This is a genomic window from Bacillus sp. PK3-037 (genome assembly GCF_054161355.1).
Genome location: NZ_CP096408.1, coordinates 932,415 through 955,459, shown reverse-complemented (window position 1 = coordinate 955,459; position 23,045 = coordinate 932,415). Strand labels below are relative to the sequence as shown.

Sequence of the window (23,045 nt, the reverse complement as noted above, 5' to 3'; positions counted from 1 at the left end):
TGGCTCATGTTCACGATTGACGACCTGAATCAAATGGATAGACAAACACTGACTGACACACTTGGATCTATTTTCGAGCACTCTGCATGGATTGCGGAGGAGGCCGCGGCACTCCGCCCATTTTCCTCCCTTTCTGATTTGCATCAAAAAATGTCCCGCTTAGTCAAAGCTGCGGATCGCAAGACACAGCTTGAGCTCATCTGCAAACACCCCCGGCTCGGCACCAAGAAACCAATGAGCGCTTCCTCTGTAAAAGAGCAGCAAAACGCAGGGCTCAGTAAGCTTGAACAGCAGGAATCCGAGGAATTTCTCAAACAAAATGAAGACTACTATCACAACTTCGGTTTTCCTTTTATTTTAGCGGTAAAGGAAAAAACGAAACAGGAGATCCGCCAAGCCCTGCTGACAAGGCTGAAAAACAAACCAGAAACAGAATTCCAGCAGGCTCTTGAAGAAATATACCGCATCGCCCGCTTTCGTTTAGAGGACATCATTACAGAAAAAGGAGAGATTCAAATGAAAAGAACCATGTCTTACGGCAAAGGAAATGTGTTTGCATACCGAACGTTTTTAAAACCGCTCACAGGCATAAAGAAAATCCCAGAGTCTTCTTTTACGGGCAGAACCAATACAGTTGTCGGCATTGATGTGACATGCGAAATTGGCGGAGATGCCTTTTTGCCGTCATTTACAGACGGAGATAATACACTCATCGTGGCTACGGATTCGATGAAAAACTTTATTCAGCGCCACCTCGCTTCCTATGAGGGAACAACCACGGAAGGCTTCTTGCATTATGTGGCTCACAGATTTTTAGACACCTATTCACATATGGACACGATCACTCTGACAGGCGAAGACATTCCGTTTGAAGCGATGCCTGCATACGAGGATCAAGAGCTCGGCACAAGCCAGCTTGTCTTTAGAAGATCGCGCAATGAACGCGCTCGGTCAGTGCTCAAAGCAAAGCGAACGGGGGATACGATAACGCTGAAGGAGCAATACAGCGAAATCACGGATCTCCAGCTTGTCAAAGTAAGCGGAAACTCCTTCGTCGGCTTTATCAGAGACGAATATACGACTCTCCCTGAAGATGGCAATCGTCCGCTCTTTGTCTATTTAAACATTAGCTGGCGTTACGAACATGCGAATGATGCATACGCCAACGATCCAGCCCGTTACGTGGCGGCTGAACAGGTCCGTGACTTAGCGAGCACTGTATTTCACGAGCTCGAAACGCCCTCCATTCAAAACTTAATCTATCATATCGGATGCAGAATATTAACGAGATTCCCGCAGCTCGCGGATGTCAGCTTCCAATCTCAAAATCACACATGGGATACAGTCGTCGAAGAGATTGCGGGCACAAAAGGAAAAGTCTACACAGAACCGCGCCCGCCATTCGGTTTCCAGCGGTTCACCGTGACGAGAGAAGACGCCGAGAAAGAAAAACGGAAAGCCGAGGAAGCATTAGGGAGCCTGAATGCCTGATGGGGAAGCTGACAACACATATCTTGGATTTAACCTGCGGCAAACCCGCGGCGAACGTAAAAATCGAATTGAAGCGGCTGGGCGAAGAGGTCATCCTTGTTAAAGAGGCCTTCACCAACGATGACGGCCGAGTCGACGCTCCGCTCCTTGCGGGAGAAGAGCTGAAGTCCGGGGAGTATGTGATGGAATTCCATGCAGGGGATTACTTTGCGGGAAAGAAAACGAACACGGCTGAGCCGTTTTTAACGATTGTAACAGTTCGTTTCCATCTTTCTGATCCGGAAGCTGATTATCATATCCCGCTTTTGCTGTCACCGTTTGGTTATCAAGTATATAGAGGGAGTTAAGAAAAGAGCCCGCCCGCTGGTGAGGCGGGCTCTGCAGATGTGATTGCTGGATCCTGCATCAATAAAAGACCCTCCCTATTGTGAGAAGGTTCCTGCGAATTATACCACCCCCGGACCTCTGAGTTTGGGTTTGTTTTTAAATATTTATCGTTCTCTATTTCTACTTAGACTAAAAAATATTTAAATTCAATTAAACTAGCATCACTATCAATTTATCTCTATCAGCATATCATGTACTATCCTCTTTTAAGGGAGGTGAAGTTATGAGGTCATTCCCTTTGATCGTGGTGCTATTCATCCTATTAATCATTGTTGGCACTTCTTTCTTCGGTGGCTATTAAGAACTCACCTCACCCCATATCCGTCAGACGCCATAAGAATTCTTTATGGCGTTTGTTTTGCTATAGCAAGGTTTTGAGCAGGGAAATATCACACTCGCTGCAAATCCTTGTCCTCCATTACAATATGAGATGAGGGCGTGATGTTTTCCCACAAACCGGCCGCGTCTTGATCACGCTCTTCAATTAATCCCGCCATTTGGAAACGCTTGTTAACGGATTTGTTAGTTTCTTTCGGATCGATTTCTTCCGCACCTACAAAAAATTCTTTCATTCCCTTTTCTCCAAAATGAATTATTTTATTTTTTCAATCGATTTAACAGGTACTTCCGGTGGATTGAGTATTAAGTCAATCCGTTGAACAGTGACAAAGACGACAGAAAAAATCAGGGAACAAAGAAAGGTTAGTAAAAGTATTTTCCACCAATTTAAGTTATTCATCATCTCTCCCTCTTTCCCTCATTTGTAACATTACCTATTTCTAGTATGAAACACAACTAGGCAAAAAGTACAGGGAGAAGAGGTATTTCATCTTCACGATCTGTAATTGAAGTTCATCCAGGCCATTCTCTAAAGCTTTATCGATTTGCTTAACTTTTTAAATCCGGTGCTTTGCCGTAGCTGCGGGAAAAGTCCCATGGCTCCCTTTTCCCACCTGCTAACTCTTTTCTAATCCTGCAAGCCGACCGCATAACCCCTCCATAACCGGTACACCGGCATAAATTGCCCGCCAGCTCTTCTTCAATATCTTCGTCAGTAGGTTGCGGGTTTTCCTGAAACAGAGCTTTAAGCGCAATCGTCATCCCTGGTGTGCAATATCCGCATTGGAAGCCGCCTTCCTCCAGAAAAGCGGTTTGGCAGATATCCAGTTCTTCTTTTTGAAGCCCCTCAATGGTTGTGATCGAATGGCCGTCCGCTTGATATGCCATGGTCATACACGCATTGGCGAGCTTGCCGTCTAGCAGGACAGAACATGCTCCGCAACGGCCGATTCCGCAGGAAATCTTAGTTCCGGTCAGCTCGAATTCCGTCCGGAGAAGGTCACTCAAACGAGCTGTAGGAACTGCATCAACCTCCCGCTCTATTCCATTCACGGTCATTCGGAACCGATGCTTTTTTACAGAGAAAGATCCTGCTTCTTTTACGTCCATTGTTTTATCCCCTTTCTGTCTATCGCATCAAGCAGCTCTTCACGCGAAATCGGCAGCTTGTTCACCCAACAGCCGACTGCATCATGTACCGCCTTTACAATCGCCGGGGTAATGGCGATCGTTCCTATTTCTCCGACACCGCGCGGACCATATGAGTCACCATCCATCAGCTCTTCTATCGCGGTCAGTTTCATTGCCGGAACATCTTTGATTCCCGGAATTACATACTGATCCAAATTCTCCGCCGTGTAACGGCCGTCCGTCATTTTTGCTTCCTCCATCAGCGTATAGCCGAGCGCCATAGCAGCGCCGCCTTCGATTTGTCCGCGATAGCCCTGCGGACTGACAACCGGACCTGCCGCAATGGCGTGCTCACAATCTATCACTTTGACATCGCCTGTTAACAGATCTACCTCCACCTCAACTGCAGCCGCTCCAAATGAGTAGAGAAAATGGCCGCCGACCACAGGATCAGGCGTTGTCGGAAAATCAAATGCTGTTTCCTCAGTCAAAGGGCCTTTTTCTGCCAATTCCTTATAGGTCACCACCAGCTCCTTTGTATTATGCATCCGCAGCCCCCCTGCACTGAGAATGAGTTGTTCAGGCAAACATGAGACCGATTGTGCGGCACGTTTTTTCAGCTGATATAGAAACGGTTTCTTCAAACGCTGGATCGCGTGCCACACCATGCTCGTGCCGCGGGATGCTGTGGAGGAGCCTGACTTTGGCACTTTTGCGGTATCCCCGATGATAATGGAAATATCCTTCGCCGCGCATCCCAGCTCTTCGGTGACAATATGTTCAATCGCTGCGAGGATGCCCTGTCCGCACTCTTCAAACCCAAACGAAACCGTGATTTTGCCGTCACTTGAAAGGGAAAGACGCCCTCCTGCGGCATCCATCCGGCCATAGCCAAGCCCGCCGCCGTGCATAGTAATCGCGGCGCCAACACCTCTTCGTTTATAACCAGACGTCTGATGTTTTCTTTTGAGAATAGGAGATGCAGAAATGACGTTGAACACCTGCGCCGCTCCGTCAGTGGGCGCAATCCGATGCTCAAGCGGCCCCGGATCATGCGGTTTTCTGATATTTCTTCTTCGCAGCTCCAGCGGATCGATGCCGAGCATGCTGCTGATTCGATCAAGATGGGTTTCAAGCGCAAATGTGATTTGATTGCCGCCAAAGCCCCGGAATTCTCCCGCCACCCCATTGTTCGTAAACACAGAGATCCCTTCAGTACGGATATTCGGAATGCGGTACGGACCGGCGGCATGCTCGGCAGAAAAATCCAGGACTGCCGGTCCCAGCGTGGCGTAAGCGCCTGTATCGGCAATGATTTTCACATCATGAGCCAGAAGCTTCCCTGTTTGATCAGCCCCTGTTTTGATCGTGATTTTCATGGGGTGGCGCTTGATTCCTGAGCGTACAGATTCCTGTCTCGTCTGATGTATTTTGACCGGACGCCCGCTTTTATAGGCCAAAAGCGCGGCATACGGCTGAATATTCAGCTCATCCTTTCCGCCAAATGAGCCGCCCATCGGACTCGACACAACCCGAATTTTCTCTTCAGGAATACCAAAAATGCGGGCAAGCTGAAAACGGTCCTTGTAGCCGTGCTGAGTGCCAGCGTACATCGTAAAACCCCCGTCACGTTCCGGAACAGCTACGCCTCCTTCCGTTTCCATATACGTATGCATCTGCCGCGGCAGTTCATAGGTTTCTTCGTGGATGGTGTGACACGATTGGAATCCCGCTTCCACATCGCCGTGCGAGAAAAACGCTCGATGAAGGATGTTACCGTCCGGGTGCAGCAAATGCGCATCTGGTCGGAGCGCTTTTTCCGGAGAATCAATGATCTCCAGCTCCCTGTACACCACGTGAATCAACTCCAGCGCGGCGACGGCAATGTCTTCCGTTTCTGCTGCGACGGCTGCCACTGCATCTCCAACATAACGCACTCTATCCTCGCATAGAACCGGCTGGTCAGGAATAACAATCCCAAAACGGTTGAAACCCGGGACGTCCTTATGGGTGACGACCGCCCGCACACCTTCCATTTCTTCAGCCTTTTTGGTGCAAATCGACACGATTTCCGCATGAGGATAAGCGCTTCTCAGGATTTTGCCATACAGCATCCCCGGAAAAGTGAGATCAGTCATATACTTCAATTCACCCGTGACCTTTTCCCTTCCATCCGGCCTTATTCTTGATGGTTTGCTTATGCTCATTTATTCCCCTCCCTCAAACATCAGCTCGGACATGATGACGTTGGCAGCCGCTTTTTTTCTGTATGCCGCTGACACGAAAGCATCAGCTGAAAACGGCAGCTCCTTGATAAGGGTTTCGTACAGCTCGTGCGCCTCCCAATTAGGCTCCATCCATTTCGCCTCGCTCTCTATTAATCTTTTCGGCCTGATATTGGCATGGCCCGCTGCGAGGCGAATGTCACTGTCTATCAGTAAACGTCCCGCCGCCACAGCAACCGCTCCGGTAAATGCCTGCCGCCTTCCCAGCTTGCGGAAAAACACACGATCTCCCTCTGGACGCGGGATGATCACACGCGTCACGATTCCAAGTGAATACGCTTCACTGGAGATCCATTCAGCAAGCGGCAGCCTGACAAGCTCCTTCTGATAAACGATAAGCTCCGCATCAAGCACAAGCAGAAGCGGAATCAAATCCCCTATTTTACTCGCTATGTTGCCGCCAATTGTGGCCCGGCTTCGGATTCCCGGCGCTGCTACAGCAGAAACTGCGTCACATAAGCAAGCCAGTTCCAGTTTGATGAAGTTGTTTTTTCTGCAATCATTCAGCGTGGTGAGCGCCCCGATTGACATGTGGGTGCCGTCAGCGGTAATGCCTTTCATCTCATCAATGCCTTCAAGGCTGATGAGATGCGCTTTCGGAAGAATTCCTTTATCCCATTGGAGCTGGAGCAGCGTGCTGCCCGATGCTGTACACACATCTGGCGCAAGTTGCTCCAAAAGAGAAAATGCCTCATCAAGCGCTGCCGGCCTCCATAATTGAATGTTCATTCGCGCCTGTGTCACTTGTCCGTTCATGTATTCGCCTCCTGACAATGTCATATTCCTCCGGCGTATCAATATCTTCCAGTTCCTCGCACGCTTTCACTGCCAGCACCGCTCCAGTGCCAAGCTGTCCGTTTTTCAGCAGCCTGCGGGCACCCTCATCTCCCTTCAACTCCTTTACATATGGAAAACAGGCGGATGAGAAATAAATAGGCGGACTGAGCGTACGCAAAGACGCTGACACCGCAAACATTTCATGAGCCCTTGATATCAGGGCATTTATATGATCGACAGAAAGCTGAGGCTGGTCACCCAAAAGAATGACGACCCCGTCTGCCCCCATGCTTTCCGCTTTTCTCACCCCGCTGCTGACAGAATGCCCTTGGCCCTTTTCCGCCTCTTTACAAACATGCAAACTCCAGCGATCCAGAAAAGGCGGTGCTTGATATTGCGCCCCGATCCACTCATGTGAAGCACGTTCTGTCCTCTCGACAATCAGCACATGGTCAAGACGGGATAATAAAGCTGTTTTTAATGAAGCCGATCCGATCGTTTCTCCTTTTAGCGGCAATGCCAGCTTGTTTGTGCCCATTCTCTCGCTTTTTCCGGCCGCCAGAAATATACCGATAATGCTCATATAACCGCCAGCCGTTTTCGTGTTTGAAGGATTTCCGCAACGATGCTGACGGCAATTTCCTCTGGGCCTTCCGCGCCGATTTTCAACCCGACCGGACTGTAAAAATGCGCGGGCGGCTGTTTTCCATTCAGCAGCCGTTTCGTGCGGTTTTCGGAACCCAAAAGCCCGATATAATGAAGGTCCCGAGAAAATAAGGATTCAACGATGACTTGATCGTGCTGAAAATGGTGAGTCGCCACGACAGCGGAATCCTGAGGCGAAAATCCAAATTCACTGAGCATCTGCTCCGGAAAGGCAGTGATCAGCTGATCTGCTTTTGGAAAAAGAGCGGCTGTGCAATATGCAGGCCGCCAATCTGTCACAATGACAGAAAATCCGGTCTCAGCCGCCAAATTGGCGAGCGGTATCATATCTGGGCCCGCCCCAAACAGAACGAGACGCGGCTTCGGCTCAATACGCTGAATAAAAATGTTTGATGATGGATCAAAATGCGGTACATGAAGCGTTGAAGCGGTGCGTTGAATGTCTTGAAGCGGCACATTCGGCCAGTGACCAAAATATCCGTTCTCTGACAAAAACAGATAACGCCCTGCCTGTGAGGATTCAATCTGTGTAACGGCTGTTACGGCTTTTCCTGAATGAAGGCAGTCTCTTACTCTTTCATAGTGCCGCTTTTTTTCCTGGGAGATTCGTTCCGCATAGATATGAATAACGCCATTGCAGCCGACTCCCATGCCCCACGAAAGATCGTCTTCAGTTCTCATGTCATAGGATATAAACGCTGTCGTCAGCTGGTCGCCGAGTTCACAGATTCTTTCGGATATATCCTCTTCCAGACACCCGCCGCTCAGCAAGCCGATTCTTTCTCCGTTTTTCTTAAAGAGCATGGAGGCGCCCTCTTTTCTATATGCAGAGCCTTCGACTTGTACAATGGTTGCCAGCACAGCCTCGTCCTGATCTTCCAGAAGCGCATCTAATATCGTGTGAAAATACTCCAATGCCGCATCCCCCTTTCAAAAATTGCTGTAAGAAATAAAACGTCATTTTATAGGTGCCTTGTATAAAGAATAGATGAAAAAAGAAAAAGTGACTCATGCTCCGTCAGAAAATGCAACACAGAGAAAACGGATTTGTAAAAAGAGTCAAACGAAGAAAATCAGATTGGAGAATGAGCGAAAATGAAAAAAGCCTGCGGAATTCCGCAGGCTTTTTCTTTAAATCGCTGCCTGGCTCTTAGCATTTTCATATACATCAAGCGCGGCCTGAAGCGCTTTTCCCGCTTCGATCACAGCGCCGTGTCTGAGAAGCACAGCTTCTAATCCGGCAAGGACAAACAGTACGTTTTCTCTTCTGCAGCTGTAGCCCATCGTACCAATTCTCCAAATCTTCCCGGCTAAAGGGCCGAATGAGCTGGCGATTTCGATTCCGAACTGTGCCAAAAGCATATGGCGGACCGACTCTCCGTCCACGCCGTCCGGGATTTGCACACAGGTGACAACAGGCATTTTGCAGCTCTCATCCCCAAACAGCTTCAGCCCCATCGCCTTAATCCCGGCGATTAATGCGGCCTCATGGTATTGATGCCGCTCGAAACGTGCTTCAAGACCTTCATCAAGCACCAGTCTCACGCCCTCACGCAAGGCATAAAGCATCGTCGTCGCTTCTGTATGATGATTGAGCCGCCGTTCGCTCCAATAATCCTCAAGCTGGCTCAAATCAAAATAATTGCTGGTGATCGGACGATTTCCGGTAAGCGGCGCCTTGTCTGCCTGAGTCGCAATTCCGCGTTCCACCTTTTTGCGCGCCGCAATGATGTCCGCCACCCGTTCATTATATGTAATCGGCGCCATCCCCGACGGAACAGACAAACACTTTTGCGTGCCGCCGATAGCTGCGTCAATGTTCCATTCATCCACTTTCACCTCGCAGCCCCCAATTGTCGCTACCGCGTCGACAATAAACAGTGCATCCCAAGCACGGCACGCTTCTCCGATCGCTTTCAGCGGATGGATTCGGCCAGTTGATGTTTCCCCGTGCACCATCGCCACAATTTTCGGCTTCACTTTTTTCATTTCCCGTATAATAGCGTCAGGGTCAAAAACCGTTCCCCACTCACACTCAATCGTATGAACATTCGCCCCGTACCGCTCAGCGATTTCAGTCAGCAAAAAGCCGAAGCGTCCGTATATCGGAATAAGCACGTCATCTCCCGGTTCAATGACACTCGCTAACACCGCTTCGATTCCCGCCCGGGATGTGCCGTCAATCGGATACGCCCAGCGGTTTTTCGTTTGAAACAGCTCCCGAAGCATCTCCATCGTTTCATTCATGATATCGGTAAACGCCGGATCAAATTGGCCGACAACCGGTGTGCTCATCACTCTTAATACACGCGGATCGACCTCTACGGGTCCCGGTGTCATAATCGTTCTTAACGGTGTACATAATTCTTTTCTGCCTGACACAGCCATTCCTCCTTCATCAGTAAGCCAGTTTGTATAATAAATCAGTCAATGCGCGGACGCCGATCTCAAGCTGACGTGCAGAAGTAAATTCCTTCGGCGAATGGCTGATGCCGCCTCTGCTTGGCACAAACAGCATACAAGCGGGGCAGCTCCTTCCGATCATTTGCGCATCATGCCCTGCCCCGCTCACCATTTCTTCACAGCTGATACCGTTTTCTGCCGCTGTCTCAAGAGCCTTGGCAGAAAGCGTTTCGTCCATCGGCACAGGCTCTATCCGCATATATTCATCAATCATGGCGTGAATCCCTTTTTCGTCACAAATGCCGTTGATGACAGCAGTCATTTCTTCATGAAAATGCTCCAGTACACACTGATTTTGATGTCGAATATCGATTGAAAACTGCACCCGTCCAGGTATGACATTGGCCACATTGGGCTCCACCGTCATTTTTCCGCATGTCAGGCGAAGCTCATCCGGCTGTTCTTCAGCACGAAGCAGCAGTTCATGAATCATTCGGCTGCTGGCTGCGAGCGGGTCCTTGCGCCACTTCATGGAGGTGGTCCCTGCGTGGTTGCATTCTCCCTCAAGCGTAATCAGATATCTCCTCTGCCCGACTATACTTGTCACCACACCGAGATCTCGTCCTGACATTTCAAGCGTCTGTCCTTGTTCAATATGAATTTCAATAAAAGCGCTGATATCTGTCCTGTGCGCTGACGGATACACGCCTCTGCCAAAACCGTTGTCATACATCGCCTCTTGTAATGAAACACCTGATCCGTCTCTCGGTACTTCCGCATGCTTCAATGACAAAGCACCCATCATATTCCCTGATCCCCAGTATGTCATCGGAAAACGGCTGCCCTCTTCCTCACATAAAGACACGGCCTCAAGCGTTTTTTTCGGCGCTCCGTATGTTTCTTTGAGCTGCTTTAAAGCAAGCATTGCCGCAAGCACGCCATATGAGCCGTCATACTTCCCCCCATTGATCACAGTATCGATATGTGAGCCGGCTAAAATCACTTCATCCGGAGACTGGGTGCCCTGAAGCCTTCCAAAGACATTGCCGACATCGTCAAATCTGGCGTCAAGCCCAAATGCCGACATCTCCGCTTTCACGGCGAGCTGCGCGTCCAACCACTCCTTGGTGTACAAAAGCCTCGTCACTCCGCCATCAGCAGACGCACCGAATTGGGCAAGCCAATCGATGTAATCAGCGATGCCGCTTTCTACTGAAAGCCTCTGCTTTTCCATGTGCTTCCTCCTCTGGCCGTTATGGTGACTTCATTATAGAGGGAGGAAGACGTATAGTTCATCAGCACATAAACCAAAAAAACGTTTGTTTTTTGGTCATAATAACCAGCCTGCCATTCCATTTTAGGAATAGCAGCCAGTAAGGAAGAGAGTCAATAGGCAACGATGGATTAAAAAAACAGCGAGAGGAAAAAGTGGTTCTAAAGATTTATTGTATAAACTAGCGAAAACCACGGGAAGGCAATGCTTTCAGTGAAGCAGCACTCGATCAAGGAACAGCGCTTGCCAAAACTCAGCCGGAGCAATAACGCGGACTAAAGATCCCGGAACAATAGAGTTCCGCCTCCTCCAAAGTTACCAATTTACAAATGTAATAAAAAATATACAAAATGACACTTCTAACCTTTAACTCAATTTTAGATAATAGACATGATCTGATCTAAAGGAGGGCAAGTGATGACAAAAAAAGCAAGGTTTCTGCCGCTCGTCTGTGTATTACTGATTTCCGGATGGTTTGCGCCCTCTGCTTCAGCAAGCGCGCAAACCGGATTGAACCTGAATGACCGTGCGGCTACTTCTTCCGCAGCCTCCGGGGGCATTCTCTCATTAGTCTCTCCCGTTGCACCATACGCCGACACAGACACCTATTATGAAGGTGCTGAAGGAAAAAGCGGAGAGGCGTTAAAAAGCGCGCTGCACCGCATCATTAGCGGACATACGATGCTGTCTTACAGCGAGGTATGGAACGCGCTGAAAGAAACAGATGCAGATCCGGCCAATCCAAATAACGTCATCCTGCTCTATACGAATGAATCCCGTTCGAAAAACCTGAACGGCGGCAATGTCGGGGACTGGAACCGGGAGCATGTCTGGGCGAAATCCCATGGCGATTTTGGTACAAGCAAAGGGCCCGGCACTGATATTCATCACTTGCGTCCAGCAGACGTCCAAGTAAACAGCGCCAGAGGCAACATGGACTTTGACAACGGCGGCAACGAGTATGCGAAAGCGCCCGGAAATTATTATGACGGAGATTCTTGGGAGCCCCGCGATGATGTGAAAGGCGATGTCGCCCGCATGCTGTTTTACATGGCTGTCCGTTACGAAGGAGATGACGGCTACCCTGACCTTGAGCTCAATGATAGGACAGGAAACGGCTCTGCACCTTATCACGGAAAACAATCCGCCCTGCTTGAATGGAATAGGCAGGACCCTGTTGATGCCCGCGAAAGAAAAAGAAATGAAATCATTTATGAAAAATATCAGCACAACCGAAATCCATTTATCGATCACCCTGAATGGGCAGACGACATTTGGCCGTAAGAAAAAGGTGCTCCCCCGAAGGGAGCACCTTTTCTAATACACAGCCTGTTCCGTTTCAGCATCGAAAAAGACGGCGTGATCCATTTTCACCGCCAGCTGAATTGTATCGCCCGCGGCGATTCGATTGCCGCCATCCAGGCGAACCGTGAGCCGCTCATTCCCGGCGCTGACATGCACAATCAGCTCAGATCCCAAATTTTCATTCACTTCCACCGTCGCTTTAAACACGGAATCAAACAGCCGGTCATTTCCAGTCATTTGTGCGATGTGTTCCGGCCGTACACCGACTGTCATCTGTTTTCCGGCATAGCCTTTTTCCTTCAGCCGTTTCGCCTTTTCTTCAGGAATATGAAGCCGGATCGAAGGATTTGTAAAAAACAGCTCGCCATGGTGCTCTTCAATCATGCCTTTGAAAAAGTTCATTCCAGGAGAGCCAATAAACCCGGCCACGAACAGGTTTGCCGGATAATGATAGATATCATGAGGCTTGGCCACTTGCTGAATTTTACCTTCATTCATGACGACAATCCGATCGCCCATCGTCATCGCTTCAGTCTGATCATGGGTGACATAGAGAATGGTTGCTTCCAGCCGCTGGTGAAGCTTGCTGATTTCTGTCCGCATCGTCAATCTCAGCTTCGCATCCAGATTAGAAAGCGGTTCATCCATTAAAAAGACCTTTGGTTCCCGCACAATTGATCTGCCAAGCGCCACCCTTTGCCGCTGGCCGCCGGAAAGTGCCTTCGGTTTTCTCTTCAGCAAATGCTCAATCTCCAAAATGTTTGCAGCTGCATGCACCCGCTCGGCAATTTCTTGTTTCGGCATTTTTCTGAGCTTCAGTCCAAATGCCATGTTATCGAAAACAGTCATATGCGGATACAGCGCATAGTTTTGGAACACCATCGCGATATCACGCTCCTTCGGCGGAAGATCATTGACCCGTTCCCCATCGATGAAGAGGCTGCCTTCCGAAATGCTTTCCAGCCCGGCCACCATCCGCAGGGTTGTCGATTTGCCGCAGCCTGACGGCCCCACCAGCACCAAAAGCTCTTTATCTTTTACATCTAAATCAAAATCCTTCACCGTTAATTGTGAATGATATGATTTTTTGACATGTTCAAATGTTAATGAAGCCATCAGAAAACTCCCCCCGTCTTTTTTTCTCCGTTATTTCGTCACTGGAAACAACTCGGTCTTTCTGTTATTTTTAGAGTAATCGATTCCCATATTTGCTATATTTCTAAAATAAAAAACGCAAATTTGTATTATAACGTCATAATACATTATAATATAAATAATAGCTTAAAAGGAGGCTAACCCTTGTTAAACAACGGAAGTTCAACACCTTTATACATTCAGCTAAAACAAATCATAACAGATGATATTAAAAAGGGCTTGTATTCCCCGGCTGCCAAACTGCCCACAGAAAACGAGCTTTGCAGCAAGTATAATGTCAGCCGCATTACCGTCAGAAAAGCCATTCTCGATCTGGTCGAAGAAGGTTATCTGATCAGGCAGCAGGGAAAAGGAACGTTCGTTAAAAGCCCTAAATTGAAGAGAGAGCTGATCGCAGTAAACGGCTACTCTGAATTTATGGAATCAACCGGGAAAAAACCGAAGCATCAGGTTCTGTCCCATGAAATCATACCAGCATCGAAACCGATCGCCGAAAAGCTTCAGATCAATCCCGAGAGCCCTGTCGTTGAATTAAAACGGATTCTATATAACGATGATCAGCCGCTCACCTTTGAGATCACGCATTACCCGCTGGACATGTTTCCTGCCATCAATACGTTTATTGCTGACGGTGTATCTATGCATGATATTTTAAAGCAGCAATACCAAGTTGTTCCCACTCACAATACAAAACTATTAAATGTTGTCTATGCCCAGCAGGAGGAAAGCAAATACTTGGATTGCGATATCGGGGATGCCCTGTTTGAAATCGATAAAACCGCATTTACCTCAAACGATCAGCCGATCTACTGCTCACTGTTTTTGATGCACACAAACCGTGTCACATTTACAATCAACAGTCCCTACACATGACAGGCATAAAAAACGAGACACTGCTTATAGTATTCTCGTTTTTTCACTGCTTCCCCCTTCCTCCAGTCGATAGGGATAGCCGTAGCCGAATGCCCCGTACACTCCGCATGTTTTCGCAGCTGTTTCCGCTCCTTGGCGCAAAGCGTTCATCATATCCTGCTTCTCACAAAACGCAGTCAAAAATCCCGCAATAAATGAATCTCCCGCTCCGAGTGTGTCTATTATATCAGCTTCCACAATCGGCTGATGGTAGATTCGGTCCTCCGCAGACAGGATCGCCCCTTGCCCGCCGCGAGTCATGCAAACGATTTTTGCTCCATACTCATGCGCCTTTTTGGCGAGCTGGCCGCACTCCGTCTCACTCAGATCGCTCCCTGAAAAGAACGCGTACGTCACATAAGGACAGACCTTTTTCAAATACTCATCCTCTCGATTTGTTGAAAAATCAAAAGAAACCGGGATCAGTCCGCACAGCTGCGGCAAATCGTTCTCAAGCCTGCTGTACACACTGGTATGCAGCAGATCATGGCCGCTGATAAAAGATAAGTCCTTTTCCTGGAACACAAGACGGAGACGCGACTGGATGCCGCCCTTATTCGATCGGACAAAGATCCGGTCCCCCTGTTCATCAAGGGTAACGATTGCCATTCCGTTTTCCCCATGCGCCTGGCGAATAAAATCAGCGTTGACCTTCTCCAATTTCAGCACATTCAACAGATGAGCCGCGGCTTCGTCATTGCCGATGATTCCGATATAGGAAGCCTCATGCCCGAGCCGTTTGGCAAGCACTGCGACATTTAAGGCATTTCCTCCCGGGTAGAATGTTTCTTGATCCTGATAGTAGTCTACAACGTTGTCTCCAATAGCAATTAATTTCATTGTGCTTCCTCCTTTATCCTTTTACGCTTCCGCTTGCAATTCCGCGGACAAAATATTTCTGCATAAATAAAAATAGAATAATAATCGGGGCGGCTGAAATCGTTAATCCCGCCAGCAAGACGCCCCAATCCGTCTGCAGTGCGTCTCGGAACTGCATCAGCCCCGCTGGAATGGTCCGCAAATTCTCGTCATCTATGAAAATAATCGCAAACATAAACTCATTCCATGTATGGTAAGCTGTCAGAATACCCGACGTCACTAAAATCGGCACACTCATTGGTAAGAAAATTCTGAAAAATACTCCGAAACTCGTACACCCCTCTAAATAAGCCGCCTCTTCCAATTCTTTAGAAATAGAAAGAAAATAAGAGCGGATTAAAATGATGGTAAACGGAATCCGATAAGCCGCATAAGGCAAAATCAAAGCCCAATACGTATTGTAAAGCCCCAGCGACTGAATAATGGAATAAAGCGGCACAAGACTGACCTGAGGCGTCAGCATCAAACCGCCAAGACAAAGCACCAAAAAGAACCCTCTTCCTTTAAACTCGAACCTCGAAAGCCCGTACGCCGCCCATGCGCTGATAAAAACAGTAATCACACATGTCAGCGCCGTCACGATCACACTGTTCATAAAATAAGAAGAAATCCCCTGATTCCAGGCGGACACAAAGTTCTCCGGATGCCACGAAGACGGCAGCGACCAGCTGTTCTCAAAAATATCATCCGAGCTTTTAAAGGCGCTCATGACCATCCATAAAAGCGGATAAGCAATCGCGATTAGATAAAGAAACAGAAAAACCCATACAGACGTTTCTCCGATATACCATTTTCGCCTCGGCTTTCTTTTCACCTCGATATGCCGGTCAGGCACAGGCTCTAATCTGAACGAATCTGTCTTCTTTTGAGGCAGCATCTGTTACTCCTCCTTTCCGGTTTTAAAGAACTTCATTTGCATGAGCGACAAAGCAAGTGTAATGAGTAACACAACAGTGGCAATCGCTGAAGCATAGCCCATCATATCCTTTGTAAAGGCGCTTTTATATAAGAAAGTGCTTAATACCTCAGAAGCGTTTCCCGGTCCGCCGCCTGTCAAAATGTACGGCTCGTTAAACACTGTAAAAGCGCCTGTCAGCGTCATCACCACCGCAACAAAAGACATCTCTTTCGTCTGCGGAATGGTAATGTGAAAAAACTGCTGAATTTTTCCCGCACCGTCAAGCCTCGCCGCTTCATACAGTTCATCCGGTATTTTTTGAATCGACACAATATACAGCATCGCAATATAACCGACAGACTGCCACTGCGATACAAAGATGACAGAAAGCATAGCCGTGCTGTCCTCCCCGAGCCATGCCCTCGTCAGCTGATCCAGCCCGATTGCCTGAAGCAGCTGATTCAAAAGCCCCGTCTCAGGGTTGTAAATAAAATCAAATAAAAGCGCGATCACCGTCATTGAGATAACAACCGGCAAAAAGAAAACGGTACGAAAAAAAGGCGACCATTTTCTGACCAGCTTATCCTCAAGCACCGCCGCCAAAATCAAACCGCCAAACACCTGGCATACAATTGAAATCACTGCGTAGAGCACGTTATTCGTGAGGGCTTGATAAAAGACAGGATCACGAAATAATTCAACATAGTTCTTCAACCCGATAAACGTTTTTTCCGGAGAAAAAGAGCTCCATTGAAACAGACTGAGAAAGACATTCTCAAAAATCGGGATATAAACGAAAAGTAGAAAAACAAGAGCCGGCAGTAAAAACAAATAGGGGATTATTCTATTTTGGTTGACCAAGGATCACTCATCTCCTTTATAAAAAGAAAAGGTGCGTCGCTTCACCTTTTCTTGGATTTATTCAGCTGACGCCTTCACTTGCTTGGCTGCTTTTTGGACGGCTTTCATGACCTGCTCCGGTGTCATGTCGCCGCCAAGCATTTGCTGGACGCTTGTTAAGTACACATCTGCGATTTCAACATCAACATCCATATCGAACCACGGAACCATTGATTTGGCATCTACGATATGCTGAACGGCTTCACGCTGAATGGCTGTAGAATTTTCTTCGGTTGCCGTCCCTTGCACCGCACTGTATTTGCCGACGTCTTTAACGAGCTTTTCACCCATTTTTTTCGACGTCAGAAATTGCAAAAATTCCACTGCTTCCTTCGGATGTTTTGTTTTCGAGGAAATCATAAATCCTTCAGGCGCCCCCGTTAACGCTTCTGAAGATCCTTTTTGTCCGCTGATTTCAGGGAATGAGAACATCCCTAGATTCACTGGCTCGACCAGTTTGATTTCAGCTGTTTCCGCATATATCATCGCCGACTTTCCGCTCTTAAATTGCTGTCTCACATATTCATGGTCGACGGAATTTACATGTTTATTGAAGTAAGGCATCAGTTCCTGCAGCTTTTCAAGTGCTTTCACATAGCCTTTATCGGTAAATTCACCCGTTTTGGCGTTATAATCCTTTTCTCTTGTTTTTTCATCGACCATCCGCTGATTCAACGTGCCGATATAATGTGAGATTGTCCAAGGCGCTTTTGTTCCGAAACTGATCGGCGTATAGCCATTTTCTTTCAGCTTCTTGGAGACATCGATGAGTTCATCCCAAGTCGCCGGCGGCTCTAGATTGAGCTTTTTAAAAATATCTTTATTATAGAAAAATGATTTAGCGTCCATTTGCCACGGCACGCCATATTGTTTGTTTTCATACGTAAATGGTGTAACTTGCGATTGAACGAGCTGCGATGACCAATCTGTATCATCTTTGTAGTAGGACGAGAGATCAAGTGCTTTATTTCCTCTGATAAATTTAAAAGCAAACTCGTCACTCCATGAGAAGTAAATATCAGGAGGGCTGCTGGTTCCCAGCATAACTTTAATTTTATCTTTATAGGAGTCATTCAAAACCGCTTCAGTTTGAATGTCGATATCCGGATGCTCTTTTTCAAATTCCTTTACAACCTCTTCAAAATACCTTTTTTCCGGCTCCTTCGGCCATCTGTGGAAAAATTTCAATGTCACCTTTCCATCCGCTGAACTGCCCTGGCTCGAACAGCCCGCAATGGTAAGCATACTGACAGCTGCAATGATCAAAAATAAAAACATTTTCTTCAAAGGGTTGGCCTCCTCTGGACATTAGACTATAATGTTATATAACATTATAGTCTAATGCATAATGGTTCCTCTTTTTCAGATCAATACTCAACTTTCCACATGTATCTTCTATGAGATAAAGGATGATTTCTCGCTTCTGCCAAAGCGTCCGCATAGCTTCTCAGCACACGGTTAAGAACGAGCGGAGCAAGGTAGCCTTTTATTGAATCGTCAATTGCAGTGAAGTCGTAAGATGCGGCATCGAGCACAGTCAGCTTTTCGCCATATTTTTTCGAGAAGGTAAGCGCCCGCTCTTCAAGAGGCCTTGTTTCATCTAAACCGAGCAGGATGATAAACGGCACGGATTCATCAATAATTTCAAACGGTCCGTGAAAATATTCTCCGGCATGAATGGCGTGGGAATGAATCCATTGCATTTCCATGAGAATGCAGATGCTGTAGGAGTAAGCGACACCGTAGTTTGCACCGCTTGCCATTGTATAAATGATGCTTTCTTTTTCATGTGCTTTTGCAAAATGCTGTGTGTTTTCAGCTTCCTGCTTAAGGGCTTCATCATACACAGCCTGCAATTGATCTAAACCTTCTATTGCTTGTTCAAATTTCGTATTGTTTTCTAATACCTGCAAAGCGCCAAAAACGATTTGATATAGAACGCCATAGTTCGTATTGATCGCCTGCGCCTCATCACCCCAGTCATATTGGGCGACATATTGCGCTTCCTGTGCTAAAGGAGACTCCGGCTTATACGTCATTGCAATCGTAAGCGCGCCTTTGCTTCTCGCAAATGCAGCGGCTTTTACCGTTTCCGGAGTATTTCCCGAATGCGAGCACAAAATGACAAGAGACTTTTCACCAAGCTGCACAGGGTTTCGCTGAATAAATTCATTAGAGCTGTAAAGGTCGGAGCTGATTGATTTTGACTCCCTGTCAAACACATATTTACTCGGATACATGATGGCCGAAGACCCTCCGCATGCGACAAAGAATACATGGTCAATGGTTTTTCCTTTCAAATCCTGCAAGAAAGCTTGAACCTCACGATTAACTTTTGCTGTGACTTGACTCAAATCCTTCACTCCTCATTTTTATTATATAACGTTATATAACATTATATATTGTTATATTAAAGTCCGCGGCTAGGATTGTCAATATTATTTTCTGAAATTTCCCAATAATTTATTCGAATGATAGTCAAAAGGGTCCATATGCGAAAAAATGCCCAAATCAAAAGCCAGAACTTAACATAAGCTCTGGCTTCACTGCTCAATCCGCAGACTGACTTCTTATTTAAAAAATACCTTGTCTATATTGTACTTCGAGTGCTGTGTATTGATGATGTAGGTTTCGTAAATTTCTCTTTCCATTGGATCATCGACTACACATACTTCAATTTTATATACTTCGTCTCTATGATTTTTAATCGGTGAGACAGTGTCTTCAAAATGCTTCTTAATTCTCTGTCTTAACTTTCTGGCTTTACCGACAAACAAAAGCTCATCGTGAATGTTGTAAAACATAAAGATGCCGCCTTTATCCCTTGGAATCTGGTGAAAGTCAATGAACCCGTGAATCGCCTTTATTTTCGGTTCGTTATGATTGGCTGACTGCTGCCGCTCGGTGATCGTCACATTCGGTGCGGGTATATCAATTTTTATCAAAATCAGTTCACGTCCTCTTTTTCATTAAAGATAAATGCTAACACAGACAGGAAAGAAAAGCTAGAACAGCTTTATTATATTTGTTTGTCATGCCTTTCATTATTATGCAAGCGCTCCGGCAAGATCATAAGGGCTAAGGTCTATTTCTGTCGGCTTTCCGAGAACTAGCTTTGCGAGCTCTGAACCGAGAAACGGCCCCATCGTTAATCCCGACGCGCCTAAACCGTTAGCGGCGTAAAGTCCTTGAACATTCGGCACGGCACCCACCACTGGCAGAAACCCCGGTGTGAACGGTCTGAAGCCCACTCTTGTTTCCATGACTGTGCTGTCAGCAAGCCCCGGGGCTGCGGCAAGGGCTTTGCTCAAGACTTCATGCTGTCCCCCTGCTGTCACACGCAGGTCTTTAAGATCGGCCCCATTTTCATGGGTGGCGCCTGCTACAATTCTGCCGTCATCAAAGGACAGAATATACTGATCATTCGGCGGCATCACCACCGGCCATGATCCGGTATCTGCGCCAGGAATTTCAAAATGCATAATCTGCGCCTTCTGAAAGGACACTTGAAAATGAATGCCCAGAGGCTTCATCAATTCATTGGCCCATGCCCCTCCAGTCACGATCACATTATCAGCCTCAAACTGCTGCTTGTCTGCTTGGACACCGGTGACTCTTCCGTTCTCAAAAAGCAAGGACGCGTTTCCTTTTACAATGACCGCACCATGTTTCTCGGCAGCGTTTAAAAGCGACCGGCATAGCGCCCTCCCGTTCACACGAGCGGCGCCGCTGATATGAACTGATTCATAGCCATCAGCTAAAATGGGAAACAGCTTTTTCGTTTCACTCGCGGACAAACGGGTGATGTCACCGATCTCCGGCGCATGCTCGCGCCTCTTATACGCCCGCTCCTCCATCTTATCAAGCTTCACTGAATCAGTGTGAATGCTGATCGCACCGACACGCTTGTATCCGGTGTCTGTTTCTCCCTCCTCTTCCAATTGCTTGATTAAATCATTATAGTATCGCGCTCCGCCCTTAGCGAGCTGATACCAATCCTGATTGCGGCGCTGCGACAGCCAAGGACAGACGATCCCCGCCGCCGCGTCAGTCGCTTGTCCCGGTTCATTCCGGTCAATCACCGTAACCCGGGCTCCTGATTTTGCGAGATGATAAGCCGTCGACGCACCTAGTATGCCTGCGCCGACGATGATGTAAGACTTCATATGCAAACACCTTTTCTTTTATAATATCTATTCATTTTACCAAATAGAGTGCTTTCCTTCGACCTTTAGACCCAATGTGGAGAAACCGCGAAGTTCGTCCAATCTCTTCACTCTCCTATTGAATATCCTGTCACTATCAATAGAGAAAGGATGATACCATGAGCGAAAATCGTCATGAAAATGAAGAAAACCAAAAGCGCAATGTATCAGTTGCTAAAGTTGAAAACAGCGGCAATGCAAAAGTCGTAGTCAACGTGAATACAGATCAGGATCAGGCACAGGCACAGTCTCAAGACGGAGAAGAGTAATGAACGAGAATATCATTCCTATCAACAGACATGCTGCGGAAATGCCCAAAAATGGCTCTGTTATCGAAAACAGCGGCAATTCGGAAGTCCATATTGATATTCACATTGACACAATGCCAATTGCCTTTGCCATTTTATGCTCTGCGTTAGCCGCAAAACAGATGACAAAAGAGGAATTCGACACAGCCTATACTCAATTGCTAGAGATGAACAGCAATTATACCAACAGAACATCTGTGATGAAAGTTGTTAACCCCGAGACAACAGAAAACTGAGAAAGAACAACTCCGTGCGCGCCCTCGGCCCACGGTTTTCTTCTGTATATAAAAAAGGACGCGTCTGTAAACCAGTCGCGTCCTTTTTTATTAACATTAACCGATTGACCCTTCCATTTCGAATTTAATCAAACGGTTCATTTCAACTGCGTATTCCATTGGAAGCTCTTTTGTGAATGGCTCGATGAAGCCCATTACGATCATTTCAGTCGCTTCTTCTTCAGAAATACCGCGGCTCATCAAGTAGAAGAGCTGCTCTTCAGATACTTTAGACACTTTCGCTTCGTGCTCCAATGAAATGTTATCATTTAAGATTTCATTGTAAGGAATTGTATCTGATGTTGATTTGTTATCCATAATGAGCGTATCGCACTCGATGTTGGAACGGGCGCCTTCCGCTTTACGTCCGAAGTGGACAATTCCGCGGTAGGTTACTTTCCCGCCTTGTTTAGAGATCGATTTTGATACGATTGTGGAAGATGTGTTTGGTGCAAGGTGAATCATTTTCGCACCCGCATCCTGATGCTGGCCTTTACCCGCAAGAGCGATAGAAAGCGTCATACCGCGCGCGCCTTCGCCTTTTAGGATACAAGCCGGATATTTCATTGTCAGTTTAGACCCGATGTTGCCATCGATCCATTCCATAGTTGCGTTTTCTTCACAGATCGTACGCTTTGTTACAAGGTTGTAAACGTTGTTCGCCCAGTTTTGGATCGTTGTATAACGGCAGTATCCGCCTTTTTTCACGATGATTTCAACAACCGCACTGTGAAGAGAGTTTGTTGTGTAAACAGGTGCCGTACAGCCCTCAACGTAATGCACGCTTGCTTCTTCATCAACGATGATCAGCGTACGTTCGAACTGACCCATGTTTTCAGAGTTGATACGGAAGTAAGCTTGAAGCGGTGTCTCAACCTTCACGCCTTTTGGCACATAGATGAAAGATCCGCCGGACCAAACAGCTGAGTTAAGTGCCGCAAACTTGTTATCAGTCGGCGGGATGACTTTTGCCCAGTGCTCACGGAAAATATCTTCATTTTCTTTCAGCGCGCTGTCTGTATCTTTAAAGACGATGCCTTGCGCTTCAAGATCTTCTTTCATGTTGTGGTATACAACCTCAGATTCGTACTGAGCAGAAACACCCGCAAGGTATTTTTGTTCAGCTTCAGGAATACCGAGCTTGTCGAATGTCTGCTTAATTTCATCAGGAACTTCATCCCAAGAACGCTCTGAACGCTCAGACGGTTTTACGTAGTACGTAATTTCGTCAAAGTTCAGTGAGTTTAGATCTCCGCCCCATTGAGGCATTGGCATGTTGTAGAAATGTTCAAGTGATTTCAAGCGGAAATCAAGCATCCATTGAGGCTCTTCTTTCATGCGAGAAATTTCTTCTACGATTTCTTTTGTCAATCCGCGCTCTGAACGGAAAATGGAAACGTCCTTGTCGTGAAAACCATATTTGTATTCACCAATATCAGGCATTTTTTTAGCCATC

24 protein-coding genes are annotated in these 23,045 nt (G+C 47.1%); 7 read left to right on the top strand and 17 right to left on the bottom strand.

The window, feature by feature from the left end; translation table 11 throughout:
* The first annotated feature begins 6 nt into the window (after positions 1-6).
* The 3 genes from pucL (at position 7) to M1D69_RS04910 (ending at position 2,179) form a co-directional block, all read left to right on the top strand.
* A complete protein-coding gene (pucL, locus tag M1D69_RS04920) occupies positions 7-1,491 on the top strand; it encodes a factor-independent urate hydroxylase (RefSeq protein WP_458104388.1) in 1,485 nt (494 codons plus the stop codon).
* On the top strand, positions 1,491-1,838 hold the full coding sequence (uraH, locus tag M1D69_RS04915) for a hydroxyisourate hydrolase (RefSeq protein WP_458104389.1): 348 nt from the start codon (positions 1,491-1,493) through the stop codon (positions 1,836-1,838). Before pucL ends, uraH begins: the two co-directional genes overlap by 1 nt.
* A gap of 263 nt (positions 1,839-2,101) precedes the next feature.
* Positions 2,102-2,179 carry a YjcZ family sporulation protein gene (locus tag M1D69_RS04910; RefSeq protein WP_072175780.1) on the top strand — a complete coding sequence of 26 codons (78 nt, stop codon included), beginning with the start codon at positions 2,102-2,104 and terminating at the stop codon, positions 2,177-2,179.
* An 88-nt stretch (positions 2,180-2,267) separates the two neighbouring features.
* Here the strand turns inward: M1D69_RS04910 and M1D69_RS04905 are convergent, their stop codons facing one another.
* The 8 genes from M1D69_RS04905 to allC all read right to left on the bottom strand — a co-directional run bounded on the left by M1D69_RS04905 (position 2,268) and on the right by allC (position 10,713).
* Positions 2,268-2,450, bottom strand: a complete 183-nt coding sequence (locus M1D69_RS04905; RefSeq protein WP_458104390.1) for a hypothetical protein — start codon at positions 2,448-2,450, stop codon at positions 2,268-2,270.
* 316 nt (positions 2,451-2,766) lie between these two features.
* Complete coding sequence (gene pucE / locus M1D69_RS04900) at positions 2,767-3,327, bottom strand: xanthine dehydrogenase subunit E (protein ID WP_458104391.1); 561 nt, start codon at positions 3,325-3,327, stop codon at positions 2,767-2,769.
* On the bottom strand, positions 3,318-5,555 hold the full coding sequence (pucD, locus tag M1D69_RS04895) for a xanthine dehydrogenase subunit D (protein WP_458104392.1): 2,238 nt from the start codon (positions 5,553-5,555) through the stop codon (positions 3,318-3,320). The genes pucE and pucD overlap by 10 nt, the downstream gene beginning before the upstream one ends.
* The gene (gene pucC, locus M1D69_RS04890) at positions 5,556-6,389 is read right to left on the bottom strand and encodes a xanthine dehydrogenase subunit C (protein ID WP_458104393.1); all 834 of its coding nucleotides are present in this window, start codon (positions 6,387-6,389) and stop codon (positions 5,556-5,558) included.
* On the bottom strand, positions 6,328-6,993 hold the full coding sequence (pucB, locus tag M1D69_RS04885; RefSeq protein WP_458104394.1) for a xanthine dehydrogenase accessory protein PucB: 666 nt from the start codon (positions 6,991-6,993) through the stop codon (positions 6,328-6,330). The genes pucC and pucB overlap by 62 nt, the downstream gene beginning before the upstream one ends.
* Positions 6,990-7,991, bottom strand: coding sequence for an XdhC family protein (locus M1D69_RS04880; protein WP_458104395.1), 1,002 nt, complete (start codon positions 7,989-7,991; stop codon positions 6,990-6,992). Before M1D69_RS04880 ends, pucB begins: the two co-directional genes overlap by 4 nt.
* 216 nt (positions 7,992-8,207) lie before the next feature.
* A complete protein-coding gene (locus M1D69_RS04875) occupies positions 8,208-9,458 on the bottom strand; it encodes a pyridoxal-phosphate-dependent aminotransferase family protein (protein WP_082687827.1) in 1,251 nt (416 codons plus the stop codon).
* 16 nt (positions 9,459-9,474) lie between these two features.
* Complete coding sequence (allC, locus tag M1D69_RS04870; RefSeq protein WP_458104396.1) at positions 9,475-10,713, bottom strand: allantoate deiminase; 1,239 nt, start codon at positions 10,711-10,713, stop codon at positions 9,475-9,477.
* A 456-nt stretch (positions 10,714-11,169) separates the two neighbouring features.
* On the opposite strand from allC, the gene M1D69_RS04865 reads away from it, so the two are divergent.
* The gene (locus M1D69_RS04865) at positions 11,170-12,036 is read left to right on the top strand and encodes an endonuclease I family protein (RefSeq protein WP_458104397.1); all 867 of its coding nucleotides are present in this window, start codon (positions 11,170-11,172) and stop codon (positions 12,034-12,036) included.
* 33 nt (positions 12,037-12,069) lie between these two features.
* Here M1D69_RS04865 and M1D69_RS04860 read toward each other — a convergent pair whose 3' ends face one another.
* Complete coding sequence (locus M1D69_RS04860) at positions 12,070-13,173, bottom strand: ABC transporter ATP-binding protein (protein WP_458104398.1); 1,104 nt, start codon at positions 13,171-13,173, stop codon at positions 12,070-12,072.
* A 183-nt stretch (positions 13,174-13,356) separates the two neighbouring features.
* Here M1D69_RS04860 and frlR point away from each other — a divergent pair, with 183 nt between their 5' ends.
* Positions 13,357-14,085: a transcriptional regulator FrlR gene (gene frlR, locus M1D69_RS04855; RefSeq protein ID WP_024122756.1), complete on the top strand. Its 729-nt coding sequence runs from the start codon at positions 13,357-13,359 to the stop codon at positions 14,083-14,085.
* Between the two features lie 24 nt (positions 14,086-14,109).
* Here the strand turns inward: frlR and M1D69_RS04850 are convergent, their stop codons facing one another.
* The 7 genes from M1D69_RS04850 to M1D69_RS04820 form a co-directional block, all read right to left on the bottom strand.
* Positions 14,110-14,964 (bottom strand): fructoselysine 6-kinase, encoded by an 855-nt coding sequence (locus M1D69_RS04850; RefSeq protein ID WP_458104399.1) that lies wholly within the window; start codon positions 14,962-14,964, stop codon positions 14,110-14,112.
* A 13-nt stretch (positions 14,965-14,977) separates the two neighbouring features.
* Positions 14,978-15,880, bottom strand: coding sequence for a carbohydrate ABC transporter permease (locus M1D69_RS04845; protein WP_458104400.1), 903 nt, complete (start codon positions 15,878-15,880; stop codon positions 14,978-14,980).
* A 3-nt stretch (positions 15,881-15,883) separates the two neighbouring features.
* Positions 15,884-16,762, bottom strand: coding sequence for a carbohydrate ABC transporter permease (locus tag M1D69_RS04840; RefSeq protein WP_458104401.1), 879 nt, complete (start codon positions 16,760-16,762; stop codon positions 15,884-15,886).
* 57 nt (positions 16,763-16,819) lie between these two features.
* Complete coding sequence (locus M1D69_RS04835; RefSeq protein ID WP_458104402.1) at positions 16,820-18,088, bottom strand: ABC transporter substrate-binding protein; 1,269 nt, start codon at positions 18,086-18,088, stop codon at positions 16,820-16,822.
* Between the two features lie 80 nt (positions 18,089-18,168).
* Positions 18,169-19,155 (bottom strand): fructosamine deglycase FrlB, encoded by a 987-nt coding sequence (frlB, locus tag M1D69_RS04830; RefSeq protein ID WP_458104403.1) that lies wholly within the window; start codon positions 19,153-19,155, stop codon positions 18,169-18,171.
* Positions 19,156-19,371: 216 nt separating this feature from the next.
* Complete coding sequence (locus M1D69_RS04825) at positions 19,372-19,746, bottom strand: nucleotide excision repair endonuclease (RefSeq protein WP_458104404.1); 375 nt, start codon at positions 19,744-19,746, stop codon at positions 19,372-19,374.
* Positions 19,747-19,848: 102 nt separating this feature from the next.
* Complete coding sequence (locus M1D69_RS04820) at positions 19,849-20,967, bottom strand: NAD(P)/FAD-dependent oxidoreductase (protein ID WP_458104405.1); 1,119 nt, start codon at positions 20,965-20,967, stop codon at positions 19,849-19,851.
* 158 nt (positions 20,968-21,125) lie between these two features.
* Between M1D69_RS04820 and M1D69_RS04815 the strand changes: the two genes are divergently transcribed.
* Complete coding sequence (locus tag M1D69_RS04815; RefSeq protein WP_003240873.1) at positions 21,126-21,275, top strand: hypothetical protein; 150 nt, start codon at positions 21,126-21,128, stop codon at positions 21,273-21,275.
* Positions 21,275-21,550, top strand: coding sequence for a hypothetical protein (locus M1D69_RS04810; protein ID WP_059353513.1), 276 nt, complete (start codon positions 21,275-21,277; stop codon positions 21,548-21,550). Before M1D69_RS04815 ends, M1D69_RS04810 begins: the two co-directional genes overlap by 1 nt.
* A gap of 96 nt (positions 21,551-21,646) precedes the next feature.
* Here M1D69_RS04810 and sufB read toward each other — a convergent pair whose 3' ends face one another.
* Entirely contained in the window at positions 21,647-23,044 is a 1,398-nt protein-coding gene (sufB, locus tag M1D69_RS04805) for a Fe-S cluster assembly protein SufB (protein ID WP_003240854.1), read from the bottom strand.
* Position 23,045 lies beyond the last annotated feature (1 nt).